Raw genomic sequence first — 13,603 nt, 5'->3', positions numbered from 1 at the left:
AGTAGTTGCAAATACGACAGCCCATAGTAGCAGTTCTGGGTCACGTAGACTCTGGTAAAACATCTCTGCTAGATAAGATACGAGGTACGGGTGTACAATCAAGGGAAGCTGGAGGTATTACGCAGCATATTGGTGCAAGTTTTCTTCCTACTGAAACATTAAAGAAAGTTTGTGGGCCTCTTTTTGCAAAAATGGGTGGAGGAAATCAAGAAATTCCGGGTTTGCTTGTTATTGATACTCCAGGGCATGAAATATTTACAAATCTTCGAGCAAGGGGCGGTTCTGCTGCAGACATTGCAATTCTAGTTGTAGATGTAAATCGAGGATTTCAACCCCAAACTAACGAAAGTCTAAAAATCTTACAGAGTAGGAAAGTACCGTTTGTAATAGCATTGAATAAGGTGGACATGATTTCTGGATGGAAAAAAAATCCTACAACAAAATTTATTTCACAATCTGTCAAGGAACAGGATCAATTTGTACAGACAGCACTTGATGAGTTGTTGTATAATGTGGTAGGGACATTATCTGTTTTAGGATATAATTCGGAGGCATTTTACAGAGTAAAGGATTTTCTAAAAGAAGTAGCAATAGTTCCAGTCAGTGCCAGAAGTGGAGAAGGAATGCCTGAGTTGCTGGCAGTCTTGGTAGGACTCACACAACAATACATGCAAAAAAAATTGGACCAAACGGAGAAACAGACAAGAGGCATAGTTCTTGAGGTAAAAGAAGAGATTGGTCTAGGAATGACGGCAAACATTGTCTTAATCGATGGTACTTTGAGAAAAGGTGATTTCATTCTAGTTTCCAAGAGAGATTCAGTAATAGTGACAAAACCCAAGGCAATACTTCTTCCAAAACCTCTCGATGAAATGCGTGATCCTAGGGATAAATTTATGCCAGTAAATGAGGTGATTGCAGCAGCTGGCATCAAAATTGCATCACCTGATCTAGAAGGTGCACTTCCAGGAAGCCCTGTCTATGCAACTACCGATGAATCTAAGATTGAAGAATTTAAAAAATTGATCGAATCAGAAATGAAATCAGTATTTATCAAAACTGATACAAAAGGAATAATTCTAAAATGTGATACAATTGGTTCGCTAGAAGCTTTGACTGATATGCTGAAAAAACAAAACATATCCATATCCATGGCAGATATTGGGCCTGTAACAAGGCGAGATGTTATGGAGGCACTAGCAATAAAAGAACGCGATAGACATCTGGGTGTGATAATAGCATTTAATGTAAAGATTTTGCAGGATGCTCAGGAAGAGGCAGATGCCAGTCACATCAAGATTTTTCATGACCAGGTAATTTACAGTTTGATTGATAATTATGTCAATTGGGTTCAGGATGATACTGCAAATGAAGAGAACGCAATTTTCCAAGAACTTACGCCGATATGCAAATTTACATTTCTCAAAGGTTATGTGTTTAGAAAGAACAACCCCGCAGTTTTTGGGGTATTAGTAGATGCAGGTGTATTGAAGCAAAAAATATCTGTCATGAATTCAAATGGCAGAAAAATTGGTGTTGTACATCAAATTCAAGATAACGGCAAAAGCGTTGATGTTGCAAAAAAGGGTAAAGAAGTAGCTGTCTCAATCCAAAATGTAACGATAGGCAGACAAATATCTGAAGAAGAAGTTTTTTATTCTTTACCACCCTCTCCTGAAGCAAAATTGTTATTGAAAACATTCTCTCACAAATTGAGTCCTGAGGAATTCCAAGTTCTAAGAGAGATAATAGATATCCAGAGAAAAATTAACCCACTTTATGCCTATTAGGCATATTTTTGTGCAAGCATATGCAGTCCAGGTTCTCCAATTGCTCCCATTGCCTTGTCAACAGGCTCACCATTATTAAATACAATAAATGTTGGAATTGAATAAACACCATATCTCTGAGATATGCCTGGGGCATTGTCTACATTTACACGCGCAAATCTAATGGTTTTGTATTTTTTTGCGATTTTTTCAAAAATTGGAGACATAAACTGGCATGGACCACACCATGTAGCCCAAAAATCTATGATTATCGGTGTATCACCAATTATGGATTTATCAAAATTAGAATCGATGAGATCCAGAATCTCTGGTTCCTTGTATGACTTCATCTCTTCTAACTTCTTTTTCATAATTTTTTCTAATTCTTCGTCTACCAAACCTGACTTGCTGTGGATAAAGGCTATTTAATAATTTAGCCTATAGATCAAGAATAAATTGCATCAAAACTGGTTTCTCGTCTTTTATCTCCATTAAATGATATGTAGGTGCCTTGATCTCCATTTTGAAATGATGCCTTTCAAAATTAATTTCCTCTCCACTAACTTTTGCCAGTAGGTGATATCTATCATTTTTTGTTATTTTTACATGAAATATTTTTCCTACAAATCCGTCTGTTATTGTAAGAATAATTATTTCCTCAAGCCAGCTATATAGTAAACTTTTCAGGTCATCTGCATAGAGTCTGATTTCTCTATCTTCTTTGTTCTCAACCAACTTGATGTCAACAATTGTATCTACAACTGATATGCCTGCATTTTCAAATGCTTCATCTATCGTATCTCCAGTTACCTCGATGAACGCATCTGTCATATGATCTAAATATCGATAAGCCACGAATTGGTAGGTTTGTAGTGCACTATTTATTCTAACTATGATTTTAGTAATCAGAAAGTCTAAATGCATTAGAAAAAGAATGAGTTTGAAATTGGAATTACCACGCGGTATGAGAGATATTGAGTCAATGGAATCTTCTACAATTGAATACGTGCGTCAAAAATTCATTGAGACATCAAATTTGTTTGGTTTTCAATTCATGGAACCGTCTCCAATTGAATTGTTATCTGTGATAGAAACAAAAAGTGGTCCATCAATAAAAAATGAAATTTATCACTTTACTGACAAAGGAGACCGCGAAGTGGCATTACGTTTTGATTTTACAATTGGTCTTACGCGTTTTGCTACATCGCAAAAATCTATACGCTTGCCTACCAAAATTTCGACATTTGGTGGTGTATGGCGTTATGATGAACCGCAAAAAGGTAGGTATAGGTTTTTTCATCAATGGGACATAGAAATCTATGGAGAACCAAGTATAGAGTCCGATGCAGAAATAATTGATTTTACATCTAAATTCATATCTAGATTAGGACTTGAAAATATTGTAATTGATATATGTGACAGAGAACTTGTAGAATCATATGTCAAAGATGTTTTCAAGTCTGATTCGCCAAATGTAATTGGTGATATACTAAGGGCTGTTGATAAGATCCAAAAAAAGAGAAAACAAGATATCATTAACGAATATCAAGAAAAGGGTTACTCTGTACCAGAATTAGAACAAATTCTTAAATTTTCTGAGATCAAGGGACTTCCTAATGAAATAGAAAAACAAATTGATACTAGTCAAATAAAAAACTGGGATAAAATTTTACAATTGTTTGATACTCTAAAAAATCGCGGTGTAAATAATGCTAGAATAAATTTTGGCATAGTACGAGGTCTTGATTATTATTCTGGAATTATTTTTGAAGTATTTGAGAAAAATTTTGATGTGGGTGCACTGGTTGGTGGTGGAAGATATGATACATTGACTAGGGCCTTTGGAAGAAGTGATCTTGGAGCAACTGGTGCAGCTGGAGGAGTAGAACGAATTGCACTGTTATTAGAAAAACAACAAGTAAGCACAAAGAATTCAGAATCCCGTGTATCTGTAGTTTTTATTAATAGTGATATGCAAAAAATTGCAATTAATGTTGCATCCAAACTACGCCTAAATGGTATTCCCACAGATGTAGATCTATCTGGGAAATCTCTGAAGAAACAGATGGAAATTGCCTCTACATCAAAGCGTGTTATAATAGTGGCACCAAAGGAATATGCTGATAACTGCGTAATAATTCGAAATATGGAAGATGGTTCTGAAAAACAGATACAACTTGATGTTATGCTAAATGATGTAAAATCTAGTCTTCAACTCTAAATGCCTTCGTCAGCATTACTAGCTCAGGACCGTTTGTGAGGCCTCCAACAACTATCGCATTATTATTTACCAACATGCCTGAGGATAGATAAGGAGATCCGCCATTGATAGTTGCAGGTTCTAACTCTATGCCTAGTACATGTGATATCATCTTGATATCTTCTTCCTCTGTAGATGGGTGAATGACTCCTCCTCTGGAATTTGCCACCGTCATTGCACCAGTTTGATGATATCCTGCAACTCTTTTTCTTATCACATTGACTTTTAATACATCTTCGATTTTCTTTACATATTCTGTTGGAATGAGTGGTGACATTACTGCTCCTTTATCGTTTGCACAAATTAGATTTCCTAATGCGTTGTGTTTTGTGTCAAGTATGTCAACATTGAGTCCAGTTGATTTTTTCAAATGTGATATTTCTTCTTCATGACAATTACGTGGCAACAATAATCCATTGTTATTTACTACCATCAATGGTCCAATTAATCTTGTATTTGCAACTGACGTGAAGACATAATCTGTTTTTAAAAATTCTGCAAGGTTTTTTGCTTTTGTAGTGGCAAATCCATTTGGGACAAAAACAAATTTGTCATTACACTTGGCATAGATACCTACGTTAGGGTTGCGATATACATCATATTTGAAAATTCCCACAAACTAGGACAATTTGTGAAAGATATGAATTTATCTTGTATACACTTTAAATAACTAACAATAATCTCAAATATTGTGCCTATAGATCAAAACTTTCCTACAAATCATCATGCGATTGAAAAGTTCAAAGATCCACTAAGCGAAAATTATCATTTGGTATGGGGTCCTGGACGTCTTGCTGAAGCATCAATAGATCCAAAAGTAAAAGCTGACTCTCAAGCTATAGGTGAAGAAATCAAGCCAATAGGAATTCATGGTACATTTGTAGCTGTAGACTGGGATTCTTGTATTGCTGACGGTATATGCTTGATGAGCTGTCCTGTCAAGGTTTTTGAATGGTACAAAAATCCTGGTGAAACTGGTAGAAATGATAGAAAAGATTACACTGACAAAGCAAATCCTGTGAAAGAAGCTGATTGTATTTGGTGTATGGCCTGCGTTGAAGTTTGTCCCACAAAAGCAATCAAGGTTGATCAGTTAAATCAAGACATCCATGAAAAAGAGATTATAAAATTTACTTAGTTTTGTCTAGGTTTAAATAACATAGCCTGCGACAAAAAACTATGCCGATACCAGAAGACTTTCCAAAGGGTTACAACCCACTTGGAAAAATAAATCACGCCGATGGTGAGCATTTTCACTTCAGATGGGGCCCTGGTAGATTAGCAGAAGCTTCAAAAGATGAAAATTGCATCGAGTCATTCAAGGCTCGAGGAGAAAAAATTGAACCATTGGGCGTAAGTGGTACAATGGTAGCTGTAGATTGGGATTCATGTGTAGCAGATGGTGCATGCATTGAGGCATGTCCTGTCCAAGTCTTCCAATGGTACAGAACAGAACAAGATATTCCTGCAAAACAAACAGTAAACGCAACATTTGCTGGAACAGGTAGTTCTGAAAAAGAACACAGAGCGGACTACACCGATAAGGCTGATCCAATCCGAGAACATGATTGTATTTGGTGCATGGCATGCGTTTCAGTTTGCCCTCCACAAGCCATCAAGGTAGACCAATCTAACTTGGAACACCATGAGAAAGCAGCCGGAACCTTTGTAAAGATGGAAACCGGTTCTGTTAATCCACACGCACACCACTAGAATTTTTCGTCCCTTTTCTTTTTCTTGTTATTATCACACATGGTATGTCTTAGTTCTAAAAACTACGATCTTAAACAAATTTTAACAAGTCCTTATAAAAAAAACTTGCAGAGGTCGCCTAGCCCGGCATGGCGTGGGCCTTGAGAGCCTATGTGCGCAAGCACCCGGGGGTTCAAATCCCTCTCTCTGCGTTATTCTTATCAATGAAATCCCACAATGAACAATTTTCCCGTTTTTAAACTAGGCCATATTATGATGATATGAACAAAACCATAAATCTTGACATCCATAATAACCGGGCCAGGATCGAATACTCTAAGGCTGACTTTCATAGAAAATTCTTACCTGAAAACGCTGACACTGCTTGCGCTTTTCTGGATAGGTTGAGACTTGAGAACCAATCACATGGAAGAATATCTAACTATGGTGAATGTATCTAGCGGATCTTAAAAATCAAAGATGATAAAAAAATAAACGAATGGACAAAAAAAGAAATTGAATTTATACACAAAATAATAGCTGACACAGATTATGAAAATTCAGTCAAGAAGGATGATTTTTTCATCATCCGATCTGTGATGTGGAGAAAAATTAATTCAATATAAAACAAGATCTTGTTATGTAAATTGTGAAATATCTTGGCAAAAAAGATATGAAAAAAGAGATCACTGGTCAAATCCAAATGTTTGGATATCCTGGTTGTAATTTACAAGAACTGCGGTTTGGAATGTCTAAGCAATGTACAAGCAGTTATGCCAGTGATCTTATGACCAATGCGTTTTCTTGCCACAAAAATTACATGTGACATGCAAAACACATTTGATAGTTATAACGAATAATAATTAAAAACAATGAATGTCACATTTTCATGTTCTAATTTTTTAAAACATGGATCTAAAATCATGTCACTCTTTCAAGCCCTGCTTCTTCATTTTCATAGAACAGGCTCAATGCACAACTAGTCTCTGATTTTAACAAATAAAGGGGAATACCATCATCCGATTCAAAAATCTTCTTGATGACGTAAGTTTTGGTAGAGTTTTCACTAGATTCTACTACTCTTACTCTATCACCTCGCTTGAATACGGACATGTCTCTCCAGTTAGACCTGAATTACAGCATGGAGAGAAATGGGATAGACTCCCACTGGTACAGGGAATGATCCAGCATTTCTGAGCATATCCTTCCATATTCCTCATGGAATTCTTGTGCTTCCTCTTCAGTCGCTTCAAATATGGCCATGCCTGTTTTTTCGTCGCTTAATGGTCCAGACCAAATGAATCTGCCCTTGGATTGCCATTTGTACACCAGTTCAATTATTGATGGAGTAATCTTTTCCAAGTCTTCTTTTGTGGTGTTGTCTCTGAGCTGGCTCATTAAAACCCAGGTTCTGTTTTGTTTGATAATTTGTGACATGAGTTATAGTAGCAGCATTATATGAATTAAATTCTGTCCAGATTACATTTTCATATTCCAAAAAATTATTTTCATTTCATTTTATGATATTATTCCATGTTGTTGGAATTAGAATGTGTTTTCAACAATTGTGTCAATTGAGCAAATTAAATACATGTCACAATTAGGCTTGCCTAATGAAGACAATGAAAACTATGTTACTCTTGTTTGTAAGTGTAATTGCAATAACTTCTGTTTCTACAACAAATGTTTTTGCACAAGATTTTAGAAATGTCCCAACACACCATTCTACTATAAAATCAAACAGTTGCTTTGCGGTACCAACTCCGAAAATAAACTTGAGCAATTGCAAAATGGCTCACACCGAGATTCATTTTGCCGATATGACTGGAGCAAACCTCTCAAAGACTGTTGCCAAGAATGCATTATTTTATAATGTAAATCTTTCAGGCGCAAATCTGCAAAACGCTGTCTTGTCTGGAGGCAGTTTTGCCTATTCCAATTTGTCTGGTGCAGACCTTAGAGGTGCCGATTTGAGATATGCTGACTTTTATCATACAAATCTATCGGGGGCAGACTTGAGTGGGGCAAACACTATTGGTGCCAGATTTCCGGGTGTAGATTTTAGTAATGCCAGATTGGTAGCTCTTGATCTATCTCATACCAATATTATTGGTGCAAATTTGTATAACGCTGATTTGCAAAATGTCATACTCACAAATGTGGACATGAGAAATGCTGTGTTTACAAGCGCAAACCTTGGTAGTGCAAACTTGGCAAATTCTGACATAACCGGTGGCAGTTTTGAAGATGCTGACCTTACTGGTACAAACGTAGGAGGACTTGATTATTCTGGAGCTGATATGTCATGTCATGGAAATCCTGTCTGTCGGATAGTGGACAAGGATACCACATGATTGACTATACTCAACTTTTGTTACTTGGCGCAATAGCTGGTTTTACTATTTTCTTGGGTCTGCCGCTTGTAGTAATGAAGAATTTATCCACCAGGGCAAAAGGATTTCTTAACGCGTTTGCATTAGGAATTTTGGTATTTCTCATCATAGATGTATTTAGTCATACATGGGAGTCTGCAACTAGTGCTGCAACTGACGCATCTGCAGGAAAGGCATCACTTGGGGATGCAGTAATAGATCTTGTTGCACTATTTGGAGGAATTGCAATTGGGTTGCTTGGGCTTGTATTGTATGAGCATAGAGCGATGACAAAAAGAGTTCCACAGGTACTGTCTCTAGAAAGCATAAAACAGGGAGATGATCATCTTCGTCAGTCATTTCATGAAATTAGTGCATACAGGCTTGCAATGATGATTGCAGTAGGAATTGGAGCTCATAATACAACAGAGGGATTTGGAATAGCAGGTCCGCTTACTGGAGTCTTGAAAAGACCTACTGCTCGCTTTTTGATACTTGCAGGTCTTGTTGGCGGATGACCAATATTTGTTGGAACTATCTTGGGAAGCTTGGTATTTTCAAATGTTGCATACATACTGTTCTTATCAATTGCAGGCGGTGCACTAATTTATGTCTCAATGTTGATGTATATGCTGGAAGAAAACAAACTACCAATAATGTTATCATGATTGGCATTTTTGTTGGGCTATGTGCTGGCTTTGTTACTGATCTTATAGTCTCACTTGGAGGAGCCTAAAATCATGAGTTATATCAAAATTGCCCTAGTCGTACTTGCAATATCGTTTGCAGCATTTGCATCTCTTGTAGGTTACCAATCTTTAACAGGTGACCATCATAGTCATGACCTTAATTACAATGACAATGTTGCTCCAATTAGTTTTGCAGATGCAAACTATCATGGACAAACACGCACTTACTACATAGCAGCAGACGAGGTCAAGTGGAATTTTGCCCCAACTGGAATAAACCAGATAACAGGAAAACCATTTGATGATATTGCAAATGTTTACATGGAAAATGGCAAGGACAGGATTGGAAAGGTATCACTCAAAGCAATATACAGAGAATATACTGATGATACATTTACAACACTAAAACCAATTCCTGACAAATGGCAACATCTTGGAATACTGGGACCTGTAATGCATGCAGAAGTAGGAGATACAATCAAAGTCGTTTTTAAAAATAATGCACGTTTTCCATTTAGCATTCATCCTCACGGTGTTTTTTATCAAAAAGATTCAGAGGGGGCATTATACAATGATGGAGTCCAAACGTCTGAGAAAAAAGGTGATGCAGTACCACCAGGTGGAAATTACACTTACATCTGGCAGGTTCCAGAACGTGCTGGGCCTGGACCACATGATCCAAGCTCAATAGTTTGGATGTATCACTCACATGTCGATGAAGTGGGAGATACCTATGCAGGACTTGCAGGACCGATTATTGTAACAAGACATGGAGAGGCAAACCCTGATGGTACTCCAAAGGGTGTAGACAAGGAATTTGTGACAATGTTTGCAATATTTAATGAAAACAAAAGTCCATATCTTGATTACAACATCAAAACATTTACACAAAATTCATCAAGTGTAAATGTTGATGATGCTGATTTTCAGGAAAGCAACATGCGACATGCAATAAACGGATACATGTATGGGAATCTGCCAGGACTGGTAATGAAAGCAAATACTCATGTTCGGTGGTATGTTGTAGGAATGGGAACAGAGACTGATTTGCATACACCTCACTGGCATGGACAGACACTCCTAATGGATGGAATGCGTACAGACATGGTAGAATTATTGCCAATGAGTATGAAGGTACTTGACATGTATCCCGATAACACAGGTACTTGGCTGTATCACTGTCATGTCAATGATCATATCCCAGCTGGAATGCTAGCCTTGTTTACGGTTATATCATAACCAAGTCTTACAGGATTTGATCTATCACTTCATGAATTGGAATTTTTTCCCACACTAAGTACAGAACAAAAATTTATCATCAATTCTAGTATTAACACTTCCACACTCCATGCAAATTAGCACCTTCTTGCAGATAGTAAGACATTCATCAGTTATTTGCTCAGATCTAATTTGAGTCATTTAATTTCACTTAAAAAGAATTGGGAAAGTTTTATTTCTCCAAAACGGATCGAAGCATCCAAGCAGTCTTTTCATGTTCTTCCATTAAACCAGTGAGAAAGTCTTGAGTTCCAGCATCATGGTATTTTTCATCACATGCACCCACGTCCTCTCTTAGGTACTGGATTACTTTTTCATGGTCAGCAAGTAGGTTTTGTACCATCGTTTGAGCATCTGGGTATTTTTCTGGATGTTCTGCAAGTCTAGAGGTTTTGACAAACTCACCAAGGGTAGACGGAACCTTGGAACCAAGAGATCTGATTCTTTCTGCAATCTCATCTATACTTGCATCAAGAGACTCGTACTGTCCTTCAAAGAACTTGTGAAGATCATTGAAGTGTGGTCCTATTACATTCCAATGGTAGTTTCTTGTCTTCGTATACAAGACGTATTCATCAGCAAGTAACTTACTTAGGATCCCTGATACTGCTTTTTGGTTCTGTTCAGAGATTCCAATATTTGTTTTCATACACATTAATAGGAACAATTCCTATTTAATTGTTATTATTAATTAGTAATAATAACTATTAAATATATTATGCAACATAAAAGAACTATGCAATACAAACTGGATCAAGTTGTATTATCATTAAGAAAAGAAGGATTCAGAATTACCCCTCAAAGAATTGCCATAGTTGACTACGTTATGAAAAGTGAAGAACATCCCAGTGCTGAACAAATACACAAATTTGTCCAAAAGAAATACCCGATGGTAAGTCTTTCTACTGTTTATAAAACTCTTGATCTAATGAGGAGCAATAAACTTGTTAATGAAATAGAAGTAAAAGGAGAATCTAGGTTTGATGCAAATACTGGAGAGCATATCAACTTGATATGTCTTAACTGTGGAAAAATCGAAGATCTAGATGATGCGTCAATAAAAGAGATTCAAAGCAGAGTAGCAACGAGATCAAGATACAGAATATTACGGGGAAATTTTGACTTTTACGGATACTGTAGTTTGTGTAAATCAAAGGTTTGATCCAATAGTCCAAAATGGCGATTAGTTTCTCAGTCCAATTCTAATTTTATGTAAAGATGGGTCTAAAATTATCCCCGTTGGTGGATATATGGAACAGATTCATACAAAACCTACAGACAAGGAAATAGGTTATCTTTTCCAGAATGGCATATTGCGAAATTCACTGAGCTAGAAATAGAATAATGATAAAAGAATTTATGCAGTTACTTTAGTCTTGGTTTTAGTTTCTGATGATTCTAGAGATCTTTTTGTTGCAAGTTCAAAGATTAGCTTGCCAATATAATATCCCTGTTTTGAATCCAAATTAAGCTTGTACATTATGGCTTTTCCAACAGTTCTAGTTCTAAATATAACACCTTGTTGTTCTAAATTCTTGATTTCATTCAATGCTGTTTTGAAGGATATTCCAGAGTTTTTTGCTATGTCTGAAACAGAGTAATCCCAATCTTTGAAAGTTGCAAGGAAATCCAGAATCTTTGAGGTGCTTCCTGGGAATACACTTTCTAGAGGACCACTTTGTAATGCCCTGTTTCCAGAAATCTTTTTCTTCATATGTATTATCTCTGTAGAATTATATATAAAATTACCCATTAATAGGTAAATAATTACATAATACTTATATCAATTGTATAGCAATAAGAACCATTGATAGATGATGTAAGCAAAGCTATACTGAGAAAGCTATTCTATGATAATCGAATTGGCAAAAAACACATTTCACTTGAAAACCTAAAGACCGGATTTCCATCCCATCTAAAAGGTGATGTTGACAAGAAACTAAAGAAACTTGTCAAAGAAAATTTGATTTTACAACATCCTACATCCTATGGGCCACAATATGCTCTAAATCCTCAAAGGGTACAAGAAGTCATTGATATTTTGAATGATAATAAATGAAAATTGAGAATCATTTATCGAATGAAAAATACATGATCTCATTAATACCGAATTTTTATTAATCTTATGAATAGCAACAAACCTTCCTCACTAAAGTTAAATCTTAGAATGGTTATATGTTTCCACGGTTCATATAATTTCAAACACAAGTAGTCAAAATATTATTGAAGACAACAATCTCCCTGTGGACCCGTACTAAAAGGGAGATCTAAACTGTGTGGTTGAAATCTTAGTTGACTCAAATCATTTCATTAAAGTAGCACGAGTCTCAATGGATCATGGGATGACCCGCAAGGATTGTTGCTTTAACCAAGTACAAAAATTATTCATTATGGGTTAGCAAAATGTTTATCTGCCCTCTCTGCGCTACTCTTTTTCTATATTTCCAAGTTCTGCCAATAAGGCAGACAGCTGAATCTCTGGATTGGCTCCTATGATTAACCGGTAATCATATTTTGCTATAGCCTCTAACATCTGTGATAAATGACTAGTCTTAATTTTGTAACATTCTTCATTCAGATATTTCAAAAAGTCTGACTCTGACATTCCATAAACTTTGATGAGTTCAATCATTTTGTTCCTAGCTTCTGAAATTTTTCCTCCAAGCACAAGTTTCAAAATGACACTTACATCGCTGGTCTTGGCAAGTCCTGCTGAGGTCTTTACATTATCTTCATTTATTATTCCAACACTTGCTGTAGCTTGTAACATGTTTATGGAATGACGCATATCTCCTTCTGAATGTTGGTATAAAGTCTTCAAGCCTTCTTGAGTGTATTTTATTTTTTCTTTTTTACAAATTTCTTCCAAGTGAATAATTATATCTTCTTCAGATATTCTTGTAAATCTAAAAACAGCGCATCTGCTCTGAAGAGGTTCTATAATCCTTGATATATTATTTGCAATCATGATAAATCTACAATGTTTTGCAGTGTCTTCAATAATCCTTCTCAGGGCAGTTTGAGCATCTGAGGTCATCTCATCAGCTTCATCCAAAATTATAAGCTTGAAAGGAATACTAGTATCTAAACCGGAAAACCTTGCAAATTTCTTTACTCTTTCTCTGACCATATTGATACCACGTTCATCGGATGCATTCAATTCTAGAGTATATTCACGCCATGAATCACCTAGGATCTCCCTCGCAAGGCACAATGCAGTGGTAGTTTTACCAACTCCCGCGGAGCCAGAAAATAACAGATGAGGCATCTCTGATGTGTTTTTTAAAAGAGATCGCAGACTACCCACTATTTCTTTTTGATTTATAATTGACGAGATCTTGGTAGGGCGATATTTTTCTACCCACATTGAAGATTCATTCATAGTGAATACGTCTTTCACTTACTAATAAAATTAAGTTTAAGAATTCATGCTTGGAATTATCATCACTGATCTTATGCAAATATTGGGTATTACCATTATAACCGATTGTTATTATTGTTGAAAAAAGAGATGTTGTTAAGATGGTGACTTGGAATTCCATG

Annotated in this window: 18 protein-coding genes and 1 tRNA gene; 11 read left to right on the top strand and 8 right to left on the bottom strand. The window is 36.2% G+C overall.

Features of this window, described 5'->3' with window-relative positions:
* Positions 1-5: 5 nt before the first annotated feature.
* Positions 6-1,790, top strand: coding sequence for a translation initiation factor IF-2 (gene infB, locus BQ3481_RS07675; RefSeq protein WP_157927741.1), 1,785 nt, complete (start codon positions 6-8; stop codon positions 1,788-1,790).
* On the opposite strand, the gene trxA is transcribed toward infB, so the two are convergent.
* Positions 1,787-2,167: a thioredoxin gene (gene trxA / locus BQ3481_RS07670; RefSeq protein ID WP_231911762.1), complete on the bottom strand. Its 381-nt coding sequence runs from the start codon at positions 2,165-2,167 to the stop codon at positions 1,787-1,789. The genes infB and trxA overlap by 4 nt on opposite strands.
* Positions 2,168-2,207: 40 nt before the next feature.
* Positions 2,208-2,624 (bottom strand): archease, encoded by a 417-nt coding sequence (locus BQ3481_RS07665; RefSeq protein ID WP_157927740.1) that lies wholly within the window; start codon positions 2,622-2,624, stop codon positions 2,208-2,210.
* Positions 2,625-2,715: 91 nt separating this feature from the next.
* Here BQ3481_RS07665 and hisS point away from each other — a divergent pair, with 91 nt between their 5' ends.
* Positions 2,716-3,990 (top strand): histidine--tRNA ligase, encoded by a 1,275-nt coding sequence (gene hisS, locus BQ3481_RS07660; RefSeq protein ID WP_157927739.1) that lies wholly within the window; start codon positions 2,716-2,718, stop codon positions 3,988-3,990.
* On the opposite strand, the gene BQ3481_RS07655 is transcribed toward hisS, so the two are convergent.
* A complete protein-coding gene (locus tag BQ3481_RS07655) occupies positions 3,974-4,645 on the bottom strand; it encodes a translation initiation factor IF-6 (protein ID WP_157927738.1) in 672 nt (223 codons plus the stop codon). The two genes, hisS and BQ3481_RS07655, sit on opposite strands and share 17 nt — an antisense overlap.
* A 75-nt stretch (positions 4,646-4,720) precedes the next feature.
* On the opposite strand from BQ3481_RS07655, the gene BQ3481_RS07650 reads away from it, so the two are divergent.
* The 3 genes from BQ3481_RS07650 (at position 4,721) to BQ3481_RS07640 (ending at position 5,933) form a co-directional block, all read left to right on the top strand.
* Positions 4,721-5,167, top strand: a complete 447-nt coding sequence (locus BQ3481_RS07650; RefSeq protein ID WP_320410690.1) for a 4Fe-4S dicluster domain-containing protein — start codon at positions 4,721-4,723, stop codon at positions 5,165-5,167.
* Positions 5,168-5,208: 41 nt separating this feature from the next.
* Positions 5,209-5,742, top strand: coding sequence for a 4Fe-4S dicluster domain-containing protein (locus BQ3481_RS07645; protein WP_157927737.1), 534 nt, complete (start codon positions 5,209-5,211; stop codon positions 5,740-5,742).
* A gap of 107 nt (positions 5,743-5,849) precedes the next feature.
* Positions 5,850-5,933, top strand: a tRNA-Ser gene (locus BQ3481_RS07640).
* A 709-nt stretch (positions 5,934-6,642) separates the two neighbouring features.
* Here the strand turns inward: BQ3481_RS07640 and BQ3481_RS07635 are convergent.
* A complete protein-coding gene (locus BQ3481_RS07635) occupies positions 6,643-6,834 on the bottom strand; it encodes a hypothetical protein (RefSeq protein ID WP_157927736.1) in 192 nt (63 codons plus the stop codon).
* A gap of 21 nt (positions 6,835-6,855) precedes the next feature.
* Positions 6,856-7,119, bottom strand: a complete 264-nt coding sequence (locus tag BQ3481_RS07630) for a hypothetical protein (RefSeq protein ID WP_231911761.1) — start codon at positions 7,117-7,119, stop codon at positions 6,856-6,858.
* A gap of 215 nt (positions 7,120-7,334) precedes the next feature.
* On the opposite strand from BQ3481_RS07630, the gene BQ3481_RS07625 reads away from it, so the two are divergent.
* From BQ3481_RS07625 to BQ3481_RS07615, 4 genes are all read left to right on the top strand, one after another.
* Positions 7,335-8,075: a pentapeptide repeat-containing protein gene (locus tag BQ3481_RS07625; protein WP_157927734.1), complete on the top strand. Its 741-nt coding sequence runs from the start codon at positions 7,335-7,337 to the stop codon at positions 8,073-8,075.
* Positions 8,072-8,611: a ZIP family metal transporter gene (locus BQ3481_RS07620; protein ID WP_157927733.1), complete on the top strand. Its 540-nt coding sequence runs from the start codon at positions 8,072-8,074 to the stop codon at positions 8,609-8,611. Before BQ3481_RS07625 ends, BQ3481_RS07620 begins: the two co-directional genes overlap by 4 nt.
* A gap of 21 nt (positions 8,612-8,632) precedes the next feature.
* Positions 8,633-8,761, top strand: a complete 129-nt coding sequence (locus tag BQ3481_RS11875; protein WP_255408287.1) for a hypothetical protein — start codon at positions 8,633-8,635, stop codon at positions 8,759-8,761.
* Between the two features lie 72 nt (positions 8,762-8,833).
* Positions 8,834-10,021, top strand: a complete 1,188-nt coding sequence (locus BQ3481_RS07615) for a multicopper oxidase domain-containing protein (protein WP_157927732.1) — start codon at positions 8,834-8,836, stop codon at positions 10,019-10,021.
* A gap of 211 nt (positions 10,022-10,232) precedes the next feature.
* Here the strand turns inward: BQ3481_RS07615 and BQ3481_RS07610 are convergent, their stop codons facing one another.
* The gene (locus BQ3481_RS07610) at positions 10,233-10,709 is read right to left on the bottom strand and encodes a Dps family protein (protein ID WP_157927731.1); all 477 of its coding nucleotides are present in this window, start codon (positions 10,707-10,709) and stop codon (positions 10,233-10,235) included.
* 87 nt (positions 10,710-10,796) lie between these two features.
* Here BQ3481_RS07610 and BQ3481_RS07605 point away from each other — a divergent pair, with 87 nt between their 5' ends.
* A complete protein-coding gene (locus BQ3481_RS07605; protein WP_157927730.1) occupies positions 10,797-11,222 on the top strand; it encodes a Fur family transcriptional regulator in 426 nt (141 codons plus the stop codon).
* 195 nt (positions 11,223-11,417) lie between these two features.
* Here the strand turns inward: BQ3481_RS07605 and BQ3481_RS07600 are convergent, their stop codons facing one another.
* Positions 11,418-11,774, bottom strand: coding sequence for a helix-turn-helix domain-containing protein (locus BQ3481_RS07600; protein WP_157927729.1), 357 nt, complete (start codon positions 11,772-11,774; stop codon positions 11,418-11,420).
* A gap of 93 nt (positions 11,775-11,867) precedes the next feature.
* Here BQ3481_RS07600 and BQ3481_RS07595 point away from each other — a divergent pair, with 93 nt between their 5' ends.
* Complete coding sequence (locus BQ3481_RS07595; RefSeq protein ID WP_157927728.1) at positions 11,868-12,119, top strand: hypothetical protein; 252 nt, start codon at positions 11,868-11,870, stop codon at positions 12,117-12,119.
* A gap of 366 nt (positions 12,120-12,485) precedes the next feature.
* Here BQ3481_RS07595 and BQ3481_RS07590 read toward each other — a convergent pair whose 3' ends face one another.
* A complete protein-coding gene (locus BQ3481_RS07590) occupies positions 12,486-13,442 on the bottom strand; it encodes a replication factor C small subunit (protein ID WP_157928514.1) in 957 nt (318 codons plus the stop codon).
* Positions 13,443-13,603 lie beyond the last annotated feature (161 nt).

Origin of the sequence: Candidatus Nitrosotalea okcheonensis (assembly GCF_900177045.1) — an archaeon.
GTDB classification, from domain to species: Archaea; Thermoproteota; Nitrososphaeria; order Nitrososphaerales; family Nitrosopumilaceae; genus Nitrosotalea; species Nitrosotalea okcheonensis.
This window is presented reverse-complemented; position numbering and strand designations above follow the sequence as displayed.